Raw genomic sequence first — 17,362 nt, forward strand, 5'->3', positions numbered from 1 at the left:
GCATGGACGCCCTCGCCATCGACCACGTCAATTTACGGATCCCAGCCAACGGAATCCCGCAGGCACTCGAATTTTACCGTGACGTGCTTGCCTTCGAGATCGAACGGCGGGACGAGTTTGAAGCGGGTGAAAAGCCGTTTATCGCCGTCCGACTCACAGACACGTCAGTCATTCATCTCTGGCCAGATCCGAATTTCGAGCCCCCGAGCGGGTGGAATTACGACCATATTTCGATCCATCTCGACGAATCAGGCGAGGCAATTCGAGAGACAGTCGAAGACGCAGCCGTACCGATCGAAGATGACCGTAGGGTCGCCGGCGCTGTCGGTCACAAACGAGCGATATACGTCAGGGATCCGTTTGGGTACCTCGTTGAATTGAAAGCCGCACACACCTGAGACATACGACACTTGAGGATTAGTACCACTTCGTCTTCGGTAGTCCCTATCTGGACACGGTGCTCGAATCGGAGCAACCAATTTCGTTTGCACTGATAGGAAGCCTTTTCCGAATCTCACACAGAAGCGTTATTACTAATGGCCACGGCTCCTGATCCCGACAAATTCTATCGGGATCTACTCGAATCCGTGGTGCAAAAAGCGCCGGACCTTATTTACTTCAAAAACCCGGCCCACGAACTTGTGTACTCCGGGGATATGTATGCCGAAATCTTGAACAAGGACCCGGCATCGGTGGTCGGAAAAACCGCCTGGGATCTATGGCCTGAGGCGGAGGCCGAATCGATCATCGAAGACGAAACGCGTGTCCTCAACGGCAACCCAGTCGTCGGACGCGAACGGGAGGTTACCCATGCTGACGGAACAAAACACTGGTATTCGATCAACAAACATCCCAGATACGACGACAATCAGGACGTCATCGGCTTTTTTGCGATCGATCGGGAAATCACGGATCGGAAAGAATACGAGCTCGAACTCGAACGCTATCAAGCATTCGTGGAACATTCGGGCGACGTAATCACGCTCGTTAACGAGCAGGGTGTGATCGAATACGTCAGTCCCGCGGCCGAAGACAGTCTCGGCCAGTCACAGAGCGCACTCGTCGGAAACTCACCACTGGAGTTCGTCCATCCGGACGATTTGGAGCCGGTGGAGGCTGCCCTCACCCAACTGCTCGCTGAACCATACGATATCGGCACACTCGAGTTCAGGTTCCGCGGAGCCGATGGGGGGTGGACGTGGGTCGAGACGAACGGCGTTCACCGTCCAAATGTCGATGGAATTGGAGGGATTTTACTCGTAGCCCGGGACATCTCCAAGCGAAAAGCACGGGAAGAGCAGTCAAACCGGTTGAAACAGGCAGTCGACGCCTCCGGACACGCGATCTACATGACCGCACCCGATGGGACAATCGAATACGTCAACCCAGCCTTCGAATCAATGACCGGGTTTTCGGCCGACGAAGCAGTGGGGCAGACACCACGGATCATGAATTCCGGCGCGATGGACCCGGACCATTACGACGCGCTTTGGGGGACTATCAAACAGGGGAAAGTGTGGGACGAAGAGGTCATTAATCAGCGAAAATCGGGGGAGCAGTATACAGCCCAACAAACGATCGCTCCGATCGAAAAGAACGGCCAAATCTCAGCATTCGTCGCCATCCAAACGGACATCACGGATCGGATAGAGCTCGAAGAGCGACTCTCGGTCGTCAACCGGATCCTCCGCCACGATATCCGATCTGCAGTGAGTGTCATCCGCGGCAACGCCGAATTGGCACTGGACTCGGATCGAAATTTACCCGGGCTCTTGGAGAATATTCAGTCTGAAGCAAACCGACTCCACCGCCTCGGAGAGAACGCTCGCTACATCGAGAGTGTCTTATCCGAAGGCGAAACGGACACGACGGTCGTCGATCTCGCAGACATTGTGCCTGCCAACGCGTTACACCTTCGTGAGGAGTATCCAGACGCCACAATCAGCTTCGATGTCCCCGATTCGGCTCCAGTCTCAGCATCGAGACGGCTCGAAGAGGCAATTACTGAATTGTGCACGAACGGGATCGTTCACAACGTCGGGGACCATGCCCAGGTGACAATGACCGTCGAATATTCACCCGACCAACCCTGGGGTATACTCGAGGTGGCGGACAACGGTCCTGGGATCCCACCGGACGAGATCTATCCACTCGAACACGGGATCGAATCGAGTCTCGAACATTCGAGCGGACTCGGCCTGTGGGTGGCTCAATGGATCGTACAAGAGTCCGGAGGCAAACTCGAATTCGAAACGGATGAGTCAGCAGGGTCGCGTGTTCGCATCAAACTGCAAAAATCCGAAGCCGGGGCCTAAGTGCGCGCAGCAGGTCGCCACACCCCAACACGCACCAACTCACATATACTGACCGAGACCGGTCTGTGTCTGGCCGTCTCGAACCTCAGCCCAGGAGATATCGAGGGCCTCGAGGACACGTGATATCGGTCCTTTGAGCGTCTTTTCGAGCATTTTCGGCCAATCGATCTCGAATTCCTCTGGCACCTGGTCCGCGTACTCGTAACAGATGACATCCGGATCTCGTTTGAACTCGATATAGAGGTCCGTTTCTTCGATCCCCGACTTCTCCTCCTCGATTCGGTGCCAGAACGAGGGATGTACTTTCTTCAGGTAGAGCCGTTTTGGTTTACTTCCACGCGTGAAGTTTGTCCCGAGAAGGAGATTCGCGTATTTGGCCCCGCGGACGTGGGCCGTATCAGTTTCGTAATCGTCCAGACGCTTGCCGATCCCGCCTGGAATTCCAACGTCGTCGAGGCTGACCTGGCCCGCCTGGTACTCCTCAATGACTTCGTGGACGTATTCCTTCACGCCCTCAATGTCGCCCTCCGTGACGATCCGTTCGATGACATCTTTTTGGACTTCTTTGGTAATCGGCGCAATATCAGAGCGCTTGTACTCGAATCCGGTGATGTCGATGTCGTCGACTTCCTTTCCTTCTTTCCAAACGATGTGACCGGCGTACCGTTTCTTCTTGCCGGCCTGGAAGAACCGTCGGTAAAGCTTCTCGAATTCGATCTGGAAACGATGCTCCGCAGCCTGAAGCTCTCTGCTGGCGAATTCGTCGTATGAATCGTTGATATAGTCCTCGAGGTCGTGGGACCGTTTGATGGCCTCTCCAGCGGACACGTTGGACCCGAGTTCCAGCATGACGCTGTCAGTGTCCCCGTAGATTACCTCCAACCCCTGTTCGTTGGCCGCCTGTTCAGTGAATTCGATGACGGCACGGCCCGTCGCGGTTACGGCGGCTCCCATTTCCTTATCATAGAGGCGGAACCGCTCCCAGCCCAGCACACCGTACAGGGAGTTCATGATGACTTTGACCGCGGCTTGTTGTTGGTCGTAAAGCCGGTAATCATCGCTCTCCGGGTCGTGCTCGTTTCGAAGCGTCTTCCGCTCTTCGCGCTCGGAAAGCAGTTCCGTGACCATCTCGCGGATGATTCCATCCGGTTCGGTCCGGAAATGAGTCCCATTTGGCGCTCGATACGTGTCCCCCCCAAAGGCCTCGGGATCGACTTTCGTTTCCGGTGACGCGTTCACTGTCACCATACACATCGGATAGAGGCTCTTCAAGTCAAGAACCGTCACCATTTCCCGGACCCCCGTGATCGGATCGAAAACGGCCCCACCCTCGTAGTCTTCGCTCTCTTGCTGGCCCTTCGACGGGACCGCGAACTCCCCGTGGACCTTATGAAGGACGTACATATCCACGGCATCGCCGGGGGTCGTCGCATCCTCCAGTTTGCAGCCCACGAACTCCGCAACCTCTTCCCAGAAGTCGATGATGTTCTGCCGACGGTCGATCTCGACACACAATTCGACGTCACGCATATTATACTCTAACAGCCGCTCCGGATCGGTCTCCCAGAGGTCACCAATGTCTCCGGTGTACCGCTCTTTCCCGACCCCGACCTCCTCTTCGGCGACCGCTTCGAGTCGATAGGAGTCCAGTTCCGAGAACTGGGTTCGCTGGTAGGCATACAGAAGATCGAAGACGACCCGGCCTTTCACACTCGGGCCCTGCCAATCGCTTCGCCATACCTCGTTCACACGCGAGAGTCGGTCGGAATCAAGGCCGAGGACTTCGAGTCGGTCGAGAAGATACGGGGCGTCGAAATCCGAAAAATTCCACCCAGTCAACACGTCGGGGTCCGTCTCGTCGATGTACTCGAGAAACGAGTCGAGCATGTTGGCCTCGTCCTCAAACGTTCTGACTTCGATCGACGCGTCTGACTCGAGAAATTCGTGGTCCGGGAGGTCTTCCGGGGCCGCCTCGTCGCGAACTGGTGGATCGTAGAGCCAGGCGATGTACTCGTCCCGATAGGAGTCGTGACTCGAAATACTGATGAGATCCTCCTCGCCGTCCTCTGGGAACCCGTTCCGATCGTCCACTTCGATGTCGAACGTATTGACCCGGAGATTCGGGCTCATCTCGACTGGGTCGACTTCGTCGGCATGGGCGTAGATAGCCCCATCATCCCCCCGGCGCACTGGCACCGAAACCCCACTAGTGATATCCCGATCGACCAAGAATCGATTGGGGAACAGGATGTCAGCCTCGTAGTGGTCAAACTCATCACGTACATTGCCCACGTCCCGGGGCGTCTGTGCGTAAATCCGGGTTAATAACTCCCCACGGATGCTCTCGTACCCGTCATCGTGCCCAGTAATGGTATTGCGAGCAAAATCAGTCTCGTCCAGCGAGTTAGTTGGGGCATAAAAATACGGCTTGAAGCCATGCACCCGGACGTGTTCGAGTTCGTCTTGCGCTGTCCGACCGAACACATGGATCACTGGCCGTTCGTGCTCACCTGACCCCTCAATTGTGTAATCGACCTGTGTTACGGCAAGTTCGAGGTGCTCCCCGACAGTTGGTAATGCGTCAGCTTCGGCTGAAATGATCTCCGTGACGACAGGGTCAGCATCACCAGCCACGGCCTGGGCCTCGGCCATACGTGAGTCGGTCGACGGTCCGTCCGGCGGATTCGACTCGCCGCCGAAGTCCGAGAGGTCCGTGTTCGTCATTGCCAGAGGTTGGGACGCGCCGCCTGAAAAGTGGTCCGGGACTGAGGTTGGGGAAAGGCCTTTACCATGTGACTCCATACCACATATCGAGGTGCCACCTGTGGACGATCCCGCCAAGGGCGAAAATCGGCGTGCCGATGTGCCGCAGTTACCCGATGGGCAAGACTCCACCGAAGCGATCGAGGCCTACGAGACAGTAGACGGAGTCGTCTTTTATGACGGTGAAAACCCACTCGCCTGGCTCCAGTCCACATCAAAGGTCGAACTATCCGAGCAGCGCTAAGACAGCGAAACCGTTTTCGAAGTCCCCCTCGCCCTCCTAATTGTGACGGGTTCCGAGGGAGATGTCGACGCAGAGGACTTCGCCCCAGCCGAACTCCCCGAGGAGACTCGACGAGAGTTTCTTCTGCAAGCAGGATTGCTGAACCTTGGCGTATTAGCCACCGGTGCGGGCCTAATCGTCGTCGCCTTTACAGACCAGTTGTTCGGGGGCGTTCTATTGGCCGGCTTGGGGACCATCCTTCTCGGACTGACTGTCTGGCGATACCACCAGCAGTCACCCTCGAAGTGACCCGTCGGGACCGTGTCAGTCCGCTTGCCCTGGAAGTTGGGGGGGCACAGACTCGACCGACGATCGATTCGTCGTTGGATCTTTCTCAACTCGAATGAGGTCGTCTGCTGCACCGATCAGCTCCGTATCGTGACTCACCACAATGATCTGTTCGACGCCCAGATCACGCATCGATTCGACGAGTGAGACGAGTTGTGTCACGTGACCTGCATCAAGGAACACGGTCGGCTCGTCGAGAATCAACGGTGGCATCGGGGCCGTTCCCTCAATTCCCTCGACGAGAAGCCTGTATATAGCGGCTCTGAGACTCAAGTTAAAGAGGGCCCGTTCGCCACCGGACAGTTGGTCAGGGTCGAGCGGGGAGCCATCTTTCTGGTAGATCGTCAATTCGTATGCGTCATCGAGTTCAATACGGGCATAGGAATCGTTCCGGTATACGAGGTCGAAACTCTCATTCAACAGTGTTTCGAGCCGTTCGACGTTGCGCTGTCGGAGGTCCGTTCGAAGCGTCCCATACATGGATTCGAGTTCGGAGACCTCTTCGTGGGCCGACTCCAGAGACTCGACGGTTTCAAGCACCGATTCACGCTGTGATTCTACCTCTCGAAGCTCTTCCAATTCATTCGTGACACCGCCGAGCTCGGTTTGTCGTTCATCCCGTTCGGCCCGCTTTTCGGCCAATTGCGTTTCGACCTCTTCCAGGTACGCCTCAGCATTTTTCCGGTTCTTTCTCGCCTTTGTGACAGTCTCCTCGTCGATTTCCGTCTCCAGAGCCTGTTTTCGCTCCCGCAGCTCACCAAGGGTTTCTCGGCGTTCGTCGTTTCGATCAGCCAGTTCCGAACGGGTTTCGCGCTGGCGCTCAAGTGTTTCACGTTTGTCTTCGAGTTCCGAAACGGCCTCTTGAACCGAAACCAGTGCATCGATGCGTTCGGTGAGTTCAGACAGTTCTTGGTTTCGGTCACCGATCTTAGAGCGGTATTTTTCCACTCGTTCTGTTGCCGCTTTTGCGTCCACTTGGGCCGATGTTGCCTCCGATTCGAGACGGTCTGCCTCCTCGTGTAATTCGGAAACACGCTCTTTTTTCGAGTCCCAAGTGGCGCGTTTTTCTTTCAGCCGGTCCCCATGGGTCTCGATTTCGGAAACAAGACGGTCGACAGCCCGCTCGTGTTCGCGAAGCCCTTCGGCGCGTTCGATTTCGGATTCGATCTCCGTCTGGCACTCTCCAAGTTCGGCCAGCTCCGATTCCAACTCCTGTAGCCGTGTTCGATCCTCCTCGAGGGATTCAACATGTGGCGAGCCCTCGACTGGTTGGCCACATTCGGGACACTTCCCGGCTTCTTGCAAATCCTCGGCTTCCTCGATCGACTTCTTCAGGGTGGCGACCTCCTCCCGAAGTTCGGCTTCAGCCTCCCGGAGGTCCGCAATTGCCTCGCGTCTGTTTTGGATGTGCGCCTCGGCCCCTCCAAACTCGACACGGGCGTCCTCGAACGCTGCCCGGTGGGATTGGATCTCCTCACCAGCCGTTTTGAGTGTGTCTTTTTCCGCTTCGATAGTGGTTTCGAGGTTTGCAATTTCGTCTGTAAGTTTGTCCGCACGATCTCGACGTTCCCTTGCTCGCTCGGCTAACTCTTCGGCCCGTTCCGAAGCCGTTTCGGCCTCGTGTTCGGCAGTTTTGACCGTCTCCCGGAATTCCATGATTTCCGCAGTTAGCTCCTCTTTGCGTTCTCGTGCAGACTCGATGGCAGCTTCGAGGGTTTCCTGATCCGGTTCTTCGATGCCGAGATCCGCTGCGGTTTCGGTCACTGCGGCTGCTTCGGTTTCGATCGTTTCACGGAGATCGCCTATCGAATCAGCGAGTTTCTCACGCCGGCCCTCGGCCGCTGCGATCCGCTCTCGAAGGTCACCGATCCGTTCGGTGACCGTCTCCAGTTCTTCCTGTCGCTTGTCATACGTTTCAAGCGTGGATTCCGCCTCCGAGAGGGTTTCTCGGGCCTCAGCTCGGCCAGACTCTAACTCCTCGATCGTCTCCTCGAGGGCCGCGATTTCGGTTTCAAGCGTCGACTTCCGGGTGTAGAGTTCCGATTCGTCCTTGGCTTCGATCTGTTCCTCGAGTAATTCGAGGCGGCTTTCGCGTCCGTCTTTTACTTTCTCGACGCCCAGTCTGGCCTCGCGTGCCCGTTCACGGTAGGTTTCTAATTTCCCTAGTTGCAGGAGCCGGTCGATCATCCGCTTGCGGTCTGCTGGGCTCGCCTCGATCAGTTTGTTGATCTCGCCCTGGCGAACAAACGCCGAATTCACAAAGGCTTCGGCGTCCATACGGAGCATCGAACGGATCTCAGTTTCAACGTCACCCACACCAGTCAGCGTCGATTCTGGTCCTTCGAGCGTGCATTCCGCTGTTGCCGCCCGGTCTCCAGTCGCCCGAATACGTCGGTAGAGATGGTAGGACGCACTGTCATGAGTGAACCAGAGATCCACCTCGGCCTCCTCGGTCCCGATAGTGACGATTTCCTCGAGGGTTCGGTCGATGGCTGTGGCCCCATAGAGTGCAAAGAAACACGCCTCCAAAAGCGAGGACTTCCCGCTCCCATTGATCCCGTGAACCACTGTCACTCCTGGGTTCAGGTCCACATCTGCGTCGGCGAAACACTTGAAGTTCCGCAATGCAAGGCGTTCAAATCTCATAGGAAGTCCCCCATCGTTGTTTCCGTTGGCCCATCGGCCTCGGCCGGGTCCTCAGCTGTCTCATCTGTAACTGTTTCGCCTGTCTCGGTCGGCTCCTCGGCATCATTAGGTTCTGTGTCTGGCTCCGATTCCATAGTCGCCGATTCAAAGGCACTCGGGTCATCCAGAGTCTCTGTCACCGTTTCGACGACCCGATTCCGGATGTTGCTTTTGGCGAGGTCCTCGTCCCGAATCAAGCTCTCGACCGAGCGGGCGGCGTCGCTCAACCCGAGTTCGCGGACCCGGTTCGTGACAGCGTCATCGGGGTCCACAAACGAGACGGACATCTCAGACTCGGAATCAACGTCCCGTCGGTCGTTCACGCGAGTGACCAAAGCTCCTTCCGAATCCCCTACTGCCTCGATATCAGCGGGTGGAATCGAATCGCCCGCACCTTCGATCGTCACGATCACGACTGCATCGTCGACGTCAGTCTCTCTGATTCGCTCCCGGACCAACGAGTCCCCTTCCGAAGGGCCCAGTTCAAGGTCGATAAAAACGAAATCTCGCGTGCCAATATCCCGACGGGTGATCGAGACGTCCTCGTCGAATGTGACGAGGTTGTACCCCCGTGGCTCTCGCTGGGACGCGCTCGTCCGTTCGGTCGAGCCACAATAGGTCGCCCAAGTCCCTTCGACCTGTATCTGGTTTGGTGTATGGTCGTCTCCGAGCAGTAGCCCGTCGAAATTCACAGTCGCCCGGGAAAGGATCTCCTCCAGGTCCCAGTCACCGTGTGGAAAGGGCTCGAACAGACCGTGGGCCACAAGGGCACTGAATTCCGTTTCAGGGGGTTCAAAGTCGTATTCGAGTGTGGCTCGTTTTGCTCGCGGGACGTGGTCCAACCCATAGAATGTGGTGTTCCCGACGACAGTCCCCGTATTATCGAGATGCGTGGCGAGACCCAATTGTTCGAAGAGATCGATCCATTGCCCGTCACGGGCGTCCTCGTGATTTCCAACAATAGCGAGAAACGGGATCTCCGCGGCCCGAAGGTCTTCCAAGATATCGATCGACCCGCGAAGGTCAAGGAGTCCCGGTCGCCGGTCGTTGAAGAGGTCCCCTGCATGGACGACTGCATCGACGTTTTGATCGATGGCGTCCTCTATGACCTGTCGAAACGCGTCGAGAAAGTCCTCGCGGCGCTCCGGCCGATGATATTGCCGGTAGCCGATGTGGGTGTCACCCGTATGTATGACCCGTGTCATTCAGTTCTCGAAACATTGTACCCGATCACATTTATTATCGATGGACGGACCGCGAATTATCGCCAGCGAGCGGCCGGACCCGACAAACGGGCCGCAAAGGGGCAGCAGACGGTGCCACCACCCGAACCCTCTTATGAGACAGAACCCTACCTATTTTTGATGACTGAAACCGTGGATGACGTCGAACTCCCCTACGACGAGGAGGCGTCTCAGCAGGAGAAACTCGACGTCCTCCAGGAACGCCTCGAAGTTCTCGAGGAGCAAAACGAGGAAATGCGTGACAAACTCCTCGATGCGAACGCGGAGAACAACAAGTACCAACAGAAACTCGAACGACTTTCTCACGAGAACAAGAAGCTCAAACAGTCTCCCCTTTTCGTTGCGACCGTTCAGGAACTCAACGAGGAAGGCGTGGTGATCAAGCAACACGGCAACAATCAGGAGGCCCTGACCGAGGTCACCGACGAGATGCGAGAGGATCTTGAGGCAAACGCTCGCGTCGCGGTGAACAACTCCCTCTCGATCGTCAAACGTCTCGATGACGAAGCTGACGTGCGAGCGAAAGTGATGCAGGTCGAAGAGAGCCCGGATGTCGGCTACGAAGACATCGGTGGACTCACTGACGAACTCAACGAGGTCCGAGAAACAGTCGAGTTGCCACTCGACAACCCGGAACTCTTCGATACGGTCGGAATCGATCCGCCCAGTGGCGTCCTGCTCCACGGTCCGCCAGGCACCGGCAAGACACTCATGGCCAAAGCCGTGGCCCGCCAGACGGACGCGACATTCATCAAGATGGCCGGGTCCGAACTCGTCCACAAGTTCATCGGCGAGGGGGCGAAACTCGTCCGGGACCTCTTCCAGGTCGCCCGAGAACACGAGCCAGCCGTCCTGTTCATCGACGAGATCGACGCCATTGCGTCCAAACGGACGGACTCGAAGACCTCCGGTGACGCTGAGGTCCAGCGGACGATGATGCAACTGCTCTCGGAGATGGACGGCTTCGAGGACCGGGGCGACGTGCGTATCATCGCGGCGACGAACCGCTTTGACATGCTCGACCGCGCGATTCTCCGGCCCGGCCGATTCGATCGACTCATCGAAGTCCCGCTTCCGGACGAAACGGGTCGCGAGAAGATCTTCAAGATCCACACCCGGAACATGTCGACAAACGAGGCGTTGGATTACGAGCAGCTCGGTCGGGACACGGACGGAATGTCCGGAGCCGACATTCGAGCGATCTGTACCGAAGCCGGGATGTTCGCGATCCGAGACGACCGGGAAACGATCACGACACAGGACTTCCGGGAGGCCCGGGAGAAACTGGAAGCCGAAGACGAGGACGACGACGTGTCCAAAACCTTCGCCTGAGCTTTCAGGCGTTTTTATTCCCGTCAAGAGACGTTTCGATTGTCCCAACCGTGTGGATAACAACTAAATCCATTCCACTGGCTGGTATATCCAATGGAGGGCATCGCTGAGGAACCTGTGATTTACGTCATCAGCGACCTCCACATCGGTGGCGACGAGCAACTCGAAACTGTTGAGTTCCTCGACGAACTCCTGGATTTCCTCGAAACAATAGAAAACGAGGAGGCAGTCACCGAACTCATCATCAACGGCGACGCCTTCGGACTCTGGGAGTTCACCACAGTCGATGGGATCGAGAAGTTCGATCGACTGGAAACAACCTATCCGGAGCTTTTCGAACAGTTCCGTGCCACCGGAAGCAACATCAATATCACCCTGATCCCGGGGAACCACGATCACGAACTCGCTGCGGAGGACGCCTACATCGACCGCTTCGCGGAGTACAACGTCGAGGTGGTCCAGGAACAGTCGATCACACGAACCATCGACGGGCACACGCTTCACTTCGAACACGGCAATCAACAGGACCCGAACAATCGGATTACAGACTGGGGGAACCCCCACGTCACGCCCCTTGGATATTACTACAACACGCGAGTGACCAGTCGGGCCGGGAAACTCTCTCATCGGGGCCGTTACAACTGGCTCAAAGACGTACAGGCAGTGACCCCAACCGAGCGGATGCCCATATGGCTCATCTCACAATACTTCTATCGCGAGATGAATCCAGTCATTCGATACGCGCTCGTCCCGTTCCTGCTGCTATTCAATATCAGTGCCGTCCTGGCGATCCTCGCGGGGTTGGATCTGCTCGGAATCTGGTCGACACCGGTCACCTGGGCCACCGCGTTTCTCGGTCAGTTCGGCGTCGCAGGAACAGCTGTCTGGTTTCTCCTGGCGATCAACGTCTCAGTTGCAGGGTTGCTCGTTCTCGTCGGAGTCCCACTATATCTCCTCCGTCGAGACGTTCGGAAAACTATCGATCGGTTTGGGGTCTTTGAAACGGAACTCACTGTCGATGATGCCGCTCCCTATGAAGAGGCTGCCCAGGACCTCTTCGAGAGGGATCCGGAGACCGTGCTGTACGCCTATGGGCATACACACCGGCCACGACTCGAGCAGGTCAAAGGTGGCCTGATCGTCAACAGTGGGACCTGGCTCAAGCGATTCCATCGACGTGATGGTGTGATCGGGATTCTCCCACCTGTGTTCTATCCAACATACCAGTTGGCGGCTGTCCGGATCGCTGCCGGCACGGACGGAATCCACATCAACTTCGAATCGATCGAAAAACCCACCCCCGGTCCCGAGGACCTCACGCTCACCGAGCGCTTGCTCACCCTCGGACGAAAACCGGATCCCGAACTCCCGGACGGTACGGTCATTTCGTCAGACGGGCCCGAGCAGTCCCCGTGACTGAGAGGACCTACAGCCAAACGATCAGGAACGGAATGATGAACAGCACGACCAGGATGAGCGCCAGCATCCCCACGTATCCGATCCCCATCCCGATAATCGAGAGCCACGACTCGTGTTTGAACTGGTCGACGGTGAGATCCATACCGATGCTTGGAGGGGCCCCTAGTTAATTTGTACTGTTTTTCGTCTGTAGAATGTCATCGATCCGTCGCGGTTCCCCAGTGAGGTCGGGGTTCGGTTCCACGAGTTGCAGAACCTCGTGATCTGTCACCGCTTCGAAGGACTTGCCTGTTGCGTCCTCGATGAGAACCCGCTCGATCCGAAACTCCGTCCCCTGATAGACCACGTCAACGCCAGCTTCGTCGAAGGAGAGAACTGTCATAGAAGGGATTTCGCCGGTCTTCGTCTTAAGGAACCCGGGTCGTATACCGTCTCGGAAGCGGTTTGCAACGAGGCTCAGGAGGTCGCCTCGGGGCCTTTATGCCCGTGGGAATATTCGGGCGAGGTGTGCTCGCGACCGATCCGATCGACCAACTCACGATTCCCAACGGGACGGAGGTTCAGGAACACGATCTCGTTACCGACGGGGACGTTCTCATCGGCGGCGGAAGTACCGTCGAATTCGGGCTCCGCGGACGCAGCCTGGTCGCCGGCGAACGGGTCTCGTTCAATGGCGACATCGAAATGGAAGGTGACTGCCGACTCGACATGTGGTGCGAAGCGGATGGCAACATCCTCGTCGGCGAGGACGCGTATCTAGGCGAACGCGTCTCCGTGACGGGCCGACTAGTGGTCGGCGGCGATCTCGATATCGGTGACGACGTCGATATCGAGGAGGGATTCGAGGCAAACGGGTGGATCGTCATCCGCAATCCCATGCCCACGGTCGTCTTTTTCATGATCTATCTCACACATCTCCTCCGCCTGGGCGAGGCCGAAGAAGCCGAATCCCTCGTCGAGGAACTGAGTGCCAACCCCGATATGGATCCCGTCCGTATTCCACACAACGCCACCGTCAGTGACGACGTTTGGCGCGTTTCGACGCCGGCAACGGTCGGAAACGACTGCCGCCTCCATGGGAACATTCGCGCCGAAGAGATCACGGTCGGCGAGGATAACGATGTCTTTGGGAGCCTCCGGGCCAGAGGCGACATCACCGTCGGCAGTGGAACCACTGTTCACGGAGACGTGACCACCAGAAACGGCAATATTACCGTGCAAGAGAACGCAACAGTCCTTGGAGATGTTTCAGGCACTGACGTGATCCTTAGCCGCGACGCCGACGTCGACGGAACGATCAGGGCCACCGGTGCGATGCAACTCGACGGAACAACTGAGCGAGAGCCGGAATGACTCGATTGCACTGCCGACCGAAAGGGTATTTCCCTCGCTCCCGATAGCATTTTATATGCTCTCGCTGGCTCTTGCCGGAAAACCCAACGCCGGCAAGTCCACCTTCTACACCGCAGCCACGATGGCCGAGGTCGATGTGGCAAACTACCCGTTTACCACGATCGACGGGAACCGAGGGGTCTCACACGTTCGGACCGACTGCCCCTGTCTCGATCTCGAGGAGCGGTGTGACAACGAGACGTGCCACGATGGGAAACGCTATGTTCCCGTGGAACTCCTCGACGTAGCCGGACTCGTTCCTGGTGCTCACGATGGCCGTGGCCTCGGGAACCAGTTTCTCGACGAATTGACCGACGCCGACGCGATTCTCAACATCGTGGACGCGTCAGGCGGAACGAACGCAGAAGGCGAGCCGGTCGAAGTTGGAAGTCATGACCCGCTCGAGGACGTGGATTTCATCGAGCGGGAGATGGACCTGTGGCTTGCCTCGATCGTCGACCGGAACTGGGAGTCGATCGAACGTCAGGCCCGCTCTCCCGGCTTCGACATCGACGAGGCACTCACCGAGATGCTCACCGGGTTCGGCGCGACGACCGCTGATGTCGCGGCCAGCCTCCGTGAACTCGACTATCCCGAGGACCCCGCAAAGTGGACGGATGAGCAGCGTGAGGCGCTCGCCGTTGAGATCCGAACGCGGACAAAGCCGATTGTCGTCGTTGCGAACAAAATCGACGTCGCACCCTCAGAAAACGTCGAAGCGCTGTTGAATCTCGATCGGCCTGTTGTCCCCGCGACAGCAGAGGGTGAAGTCGCGCTCCGTCGCGGAGTCGAACAGGGCGTGATCGATTACGACCCTGGAGACGCGTCCTTTTCCGTTGGTGCCAAACTGGACTCGGGAACCCAATCGACCCTCGATGCGCTCGAAGAAACGATGGAGCAGTGGGACGGAACTGGCGTTCAGGCAGCCCTCAAAACGGCCGTATACGACCTTCTCGATCACATTACTGTGTTTCCCGTCCAAGATCCGACACACTGGACCGACGCACATGGAAACGTGCTCCCAGACGCCTTGTTGCTCCCACGAGGCTCAACCCCCCGCGATCTCGCATTTGCGGTTCACTCGGACATCGGTGAGGGCTATCTCCACGCACTCGATGCCCGGTCCAACCGTGATGTCGGTGAGGAATACGAACTCACAGAAGGTGATGTTATCAAAATTGTCAGCACGGCAAATTGACCTCGGAGATCGCTGTCAGCAATTTTAAGCAAGCGGCCCGGAAACCGTCAGAAGACCTGAATGGACTGGCGACATCGACTCGAAGACGCGACTGCTACGGTTGGATACGGTCCGGTGGGATTGCTCGTGACTGGCTGGCTGCTCTGGCTGTTCATCGGCGCCTGGGCAATTACCCCCTCAAGTGTTCTACCGCTGACAATGGAGGCCTTCGAAATCCAGGAGACTGCGGCCGCCTGGATCATAACGGCCCCCCAACTTGCGGCCGTCGTGGCTGGCCTCCCAGTGGGGATGGCCCTTGACCGAATCGACAAAGGGCGGGCCGTCCTCCTCTCGTCCTTGCTTTTGGTCGTTGTCGGCCTCATCAATTCAGCAGTGGCTGCCGGGGACGCCTATTATGCCTTACTCGGAAGCCGGGTAATCGGCGGATTCGGACTCGTAACGATCTGGATCGCCCAAACCGCGATGATTACCCGTGCTTTCCCGGCCAAACGGGAGGCAACTGCAGTGAGTCTGTTTGTCACCGGGTATCCCTCCGGCTACGCCTTCGGACAGTTCATGGGCCCAGTCGTTGCAAACGCACTGGACTGGACGGCGACTTTTGGGGTGTTTACCACCCTGGGCTTCGTGTTCGGAGCGGGATTTTACCTGATCGATCGACGAGTCAAAGCCACCGAAACGGTTGGGTCGGCCCCGAGCACCTCGGACCTCCGAAAGGCACTCATGAACCGGGGGGTCTGGGGAGTCGGACTCATCTCGTTGCTTTCCTACATGATTTACATGATCTACAACAGTTGGATGCCGACCTATCTCACCTCGACGTTTGAAATCGAACTGGCTCTTGGAGGACTGCTGACGGCTCTTTTCCCGGCCATCGGACTCCTTGCCCGACCAGGAGGTGGCCTGCTCTCCGAGCAGGTGTTCGGTGGCCGTTCGTTTCCGATGATCGCCATCTCTTTTGCCGGATCAGGACTTGTCGCCGTCGGAATGATTCTCAGCAAGCGCCTCGTGGTGGTAGCAGGCGGGTTAGTCGTCGCCGGGTTTGCGATCCAACTCCAGTTCGGCCTCTTGTACACGCTCGTCCAGCGGTACGTCCCCAGAAACGTCGGCGGGACAGCGGTCTCGGTCGTGAGTGCAGTCGGATGGCTCGGAACCTTCGTCGGGCCCCCAATCCTGGGTGCAGTCATCGAAACCACAGGGAATTACGGCTCCGTGTTTACCGGGGCCGTGTTGCTCGCACTCGGTGGCATAGTGACGATTCTGGTCCTGACCGAGCCGCCGGTCAGATGAGACCGATTACGAGACGGCCTGCGTCGCGTCTCGCATGACATCCAAGGCCTCACGGATCGTTTCCAAATCCGTCGCATACGAGATCCTGGCGTACCCCGATCCGGCGTCACCGAAGGCCGACCCGGGAACCACGATGACGCCTCGTTCGATGACCGCATCGACCCATCCCGCAGGCACTTCTGGCATGACGTAGAACGCGCCCCGCGGTTCCGGCACGCTAAGCCCCATGTCTTCAAGCCCGGACCGAAGTACATCTCGGCGGGTTTCAAACGCTTCAACCATGTCCTCGACTTGCTCTTGGGGTCCCCGAAGCGCCGCTTCGGCAGCGTGCTGGGCCGGCGCACTGGCACACGCTTGGATGTACTGATGAACACGGAGCATTCGTTCGATTCGCGCTTCACTGGCAACGACCCACCCGAGCCGCCACCCTGTCATCGAGTACGTCTTCGAGGCGGCATTGATTACCACGACGTTGTCCGAGTCGGCAAATTCCATGGGCGAACGATGCGTACCCTCGAAGACGATCTGTTCGTACACCTCATCTGAAATAAGGAGGACGTCATATTCGTCCGCAATACGGGCGAAAGCACGCATATCCGACGGTGGCTGGACGGCACCGGTTGGATTCGCCGGACTGTTGATGATAATCGCGGCCGTATCCGGGGTGATTCGCTCTTCCACGGCTGCTGGTGAGAGAGTGAGGTCATCGCGGAGCGGCACAGAGACAGGAGTACCACCGGCCAGTTTCGTCAACGCGGAGTACGAAACAAAACCCGGGTCTGGGTGCAAAACCTCATCACCCGAATCAACATGGGCTTCGAGAGCCAGATGAAGGGCTTCACTCCCACCAGCCGTCGCAATGACCTGCTCGCGGGATACGTCAAGATCGTTGTCTCGGGCATGTTTCTCTCGGATGGCATCTCGAAGTGATTCAGTCCCGAAATTCGAGGTGTAGGCGTCAGCCTTCCCTGTTTCGATAGCCTCGACAGCGGCTGCCCGGGCATGCTCCGGCGTCGGGAAATCCGGTTGCCCGAGACCCAGGTTGATCGCCTCACTGCCGGCCGCTTCGAACACTTCTCGGATGCCGCTGATCGAGACCGATTCGACGCGACGTGAGAACTCCACCATGCCTTGTTGGGCGGGCAGTCGCCTGTTA

At 57.6% G+C, this 17,362-nt stretch carries 15 protein-coding genes; 9 read left to right on the forward strand and 6 right to left on the reverse strand.

The features are described from left to right. Positions 1-2 precede the first annotated feature (2 nt). Together V5A26_RS03430 and V5A26_RS03435 are read left to right on the forward strand one after the other, a co-directional pair. The gene (locus V5A26_RS03430; RefSeq protein ID WP_332321154.1) at positions 3-398 is read left to right on the forward strand and encodes a VOC family protein; all 396 of its coding nucleotides are present in this window, start codon (positions 3-5) and stop codon (positions 396-398) included. A gap of 138 nt (positions 399-536) precedes the next feature. Next, positions 537-2,315, forward strand: coding sequence for a PAS domain-containing sensor histidine kinase (locus V5A26_RS03435; RefSeq protein WP_332321155.1), 1,779 nt, complete (start codon positions 537-539; stop codon positions 2,313-2,315). Positions 2,316-2,354: 39 nt separating this feature from the next. Here V5A26_RS03435 and V5A26_RS03440 read toward each other — a convergent pair whose 3' ends face one another. Then, positions 2,355-5,039, reverse strand: coding sequence for a DNA-directed DNA polymerase (locus V5A26_RS03440; protein ID WP_332321156.1), 2,685 nt, complete (start codon positions 5,037-5,039; stop codon positions 2,355-2,357). Positions 5,040-5,139: 100 nt separating this feature from the next. On the opposite strand from V5A26_RS03440, the gene V5A26_RS03445 reads away from it, so the two are divergent. Continuing rightward, a complete protein-coding gene (locus V5A26_RS03445; protein ID WP_332321157.1) occupies positions 5,140-5,322 on the forward strand; it encodes a DUF7331 family protein in 183 nt (60 codons plus the stop codon). A 42-nt stretch (positions 5,323-5,364) separates the two neighbouring features. After that, positions 5,365-5,610 (forward strand): DUF7322 domain-containing protein, encoded by a 246-nt coding sequence (locus V5A26_RS03450; RefSeq protein WP_332321158.1) that lies wholly within the window; start codon positions 5,365-5,367, stop codon positions 5,608-5,610. A 15-nt stretch (positions 5,611-5,625) separates the two neighbouring features. Here V5A26_RS03450 and rad50 read toward each other — a convergent pair whose 3' ends face one another. Both rad50 and mre11 read right to left on the reverse strand, forming a co-directional pair. Beyond that, positions 5,626-8,295: a DNA double-strand break repair ATPase Rad50 gene (rad50, locus tag V5A26_RS03455; RefSeq protein WP_332321159.1), complete on the reverse strand. Its 2,670-nt coding sequence runs from the start codon at positions 8,293-8,295 to the stop codon at positions 5,626-5,628. After that, positions 8,292-9,539, reverse strand: coding sequence for a DNA double-strand break repair protein Mre11 (gene mre11 / locus V5A26_RS03460; protein ID WP_332321160.1), 1,248 nt, complete (start codon positions 9,537-9,539; stop codon positions 8,292-8,294). The genes rad50 and mre11 overlap by 4 nt, the downstream gene beginning before the upstream one ends. A gap of 159 nt (positions 9,540-9,698) precedes the next feature. On the opposite strand from mre11, the gene pan1 reads away from it, so the two are divergent. After that, positions 9,699-10,910, forward strand: coding sequence for a proteasome-activating nucleotidase Pan1 (gene pan1 / locus V5A26_RS03465; protein ID WP_332321191.1), 1,212 nt, complete (start codon positions 9,699-9,701; stop codon positions 10,908-10,910). 93 nt (positions 10,911-11,003) lie between these two features. Further along, positions 11,004-12,326, forward strand: coding sequence for a metallophosphoesterase (locus V5A26_RS03470; RefSeq protein WP_332321161.1), 1,323 nt, complete (start codon positions 11,004-11,006; stop codon positions 12,324-12,326). 10 nt (positions 12,327-12,336) lie between these two features. Here V5A26_RS03470 and V5A26_RS03475 read toward each other — a convergent pair whose 3' ends face one another. After that, the gene (locus V5A26_RS03475) at positions 12,337-12,471 is read right to left on the reverse strand and encodes a hypothetical protein (RefSeq protein WP_332321162.1); all 135 of its coding nucleotides are present in this window, start codon (positions 12,469-12,471) and stop codon (positions 12,337-12,339) included. 24 nt (positions 12,472-12,495) lie between these two features. Continuing rightward, positions 12,496-12,711 carry a DUF5800 family protein gene (locus V5A26_RS03480; protein WP_332321163.1) on the reverse strand — a complete coding sequence of 72 codons (216 nt, stop codon included), beginning with the start codon at positions 12,709-12,711 and terminating at the stop codon, positions 12,496-12,498. 98 nt (positions 12,712-12,809) lie between these two features. Between V5A26_RS03480 and V5A26_RS03485 the strand changes: the two genes are divergently transcribed. From V5A26_RS03485 to V5A26_RS03495, 3 genes are read left to right on the forward strand one after another with little or no spacing between them, the layout of a single operon-like run. Beyond that, on the forward strand, positions 12,810-13,682 hold the full coding sequence (locus V5A26_RS03485) for an acyltransferase (RefSeq protein ID WP_442908744.1): 873 nt from the start codon (positions 12,810-12,812) through the stop codon (positions 13,680-13,682). A 55-nt stretch (positions 13,683-13,737) separates the two neighbouring features. Next, the gene (locus tag V5A26_RS03490) at positions 13,738-14,919 is read left to right on the forward strand and encodes a redox-regulated ATPase YchF (protein WP_332321165.1); all 1,182 of its coding nucleotides are present in this window, start codon (positions 13,738-13,740) and stop codon (positions 14,917-14,919) included. A 60-nt stretch (positions 14,920-14,979) separates the two neighbouring features. Then, positions 14,980-16,206: an MFS transporter gene (locus V5A26_RS03495; protein WP_332321166.1), complete on the forward strand. Its 1,227-nt coding sequence runs from the start codon at positions 14,980-14,982 to the stop codon at positions 16,204-16,206. Positions 16,207-16,212: 6 nt separating this feature from the next. Here V5A26_RS03495 and V5A26_RS03500 read toward each other — a convergent pair whose 3' ends face one another. After that, positions 16,213-17,334, reverse strand: coding sequence for a pyridoxal phosphate-dependent aminotransferase (locus tag V5A26_RS03500; RefSeq protein ID WP_332321167.1), 1,122 nt, complete (start codon positions 17,332-17,334; stop codon positions 16,213-16,215). Between the last annotated feature and the right edge of the window lie 28 nt (positions 17,335-17,362).

The organism is Halodesulfurarchaeum sp. (assembly GCF_036626455.1).
Taxonomy (GTDB): Archaea; Halobacteriota; Halobacteria; order Halobacteriales; family Halobacteriaceae; genus Halodesulfurarchaeum.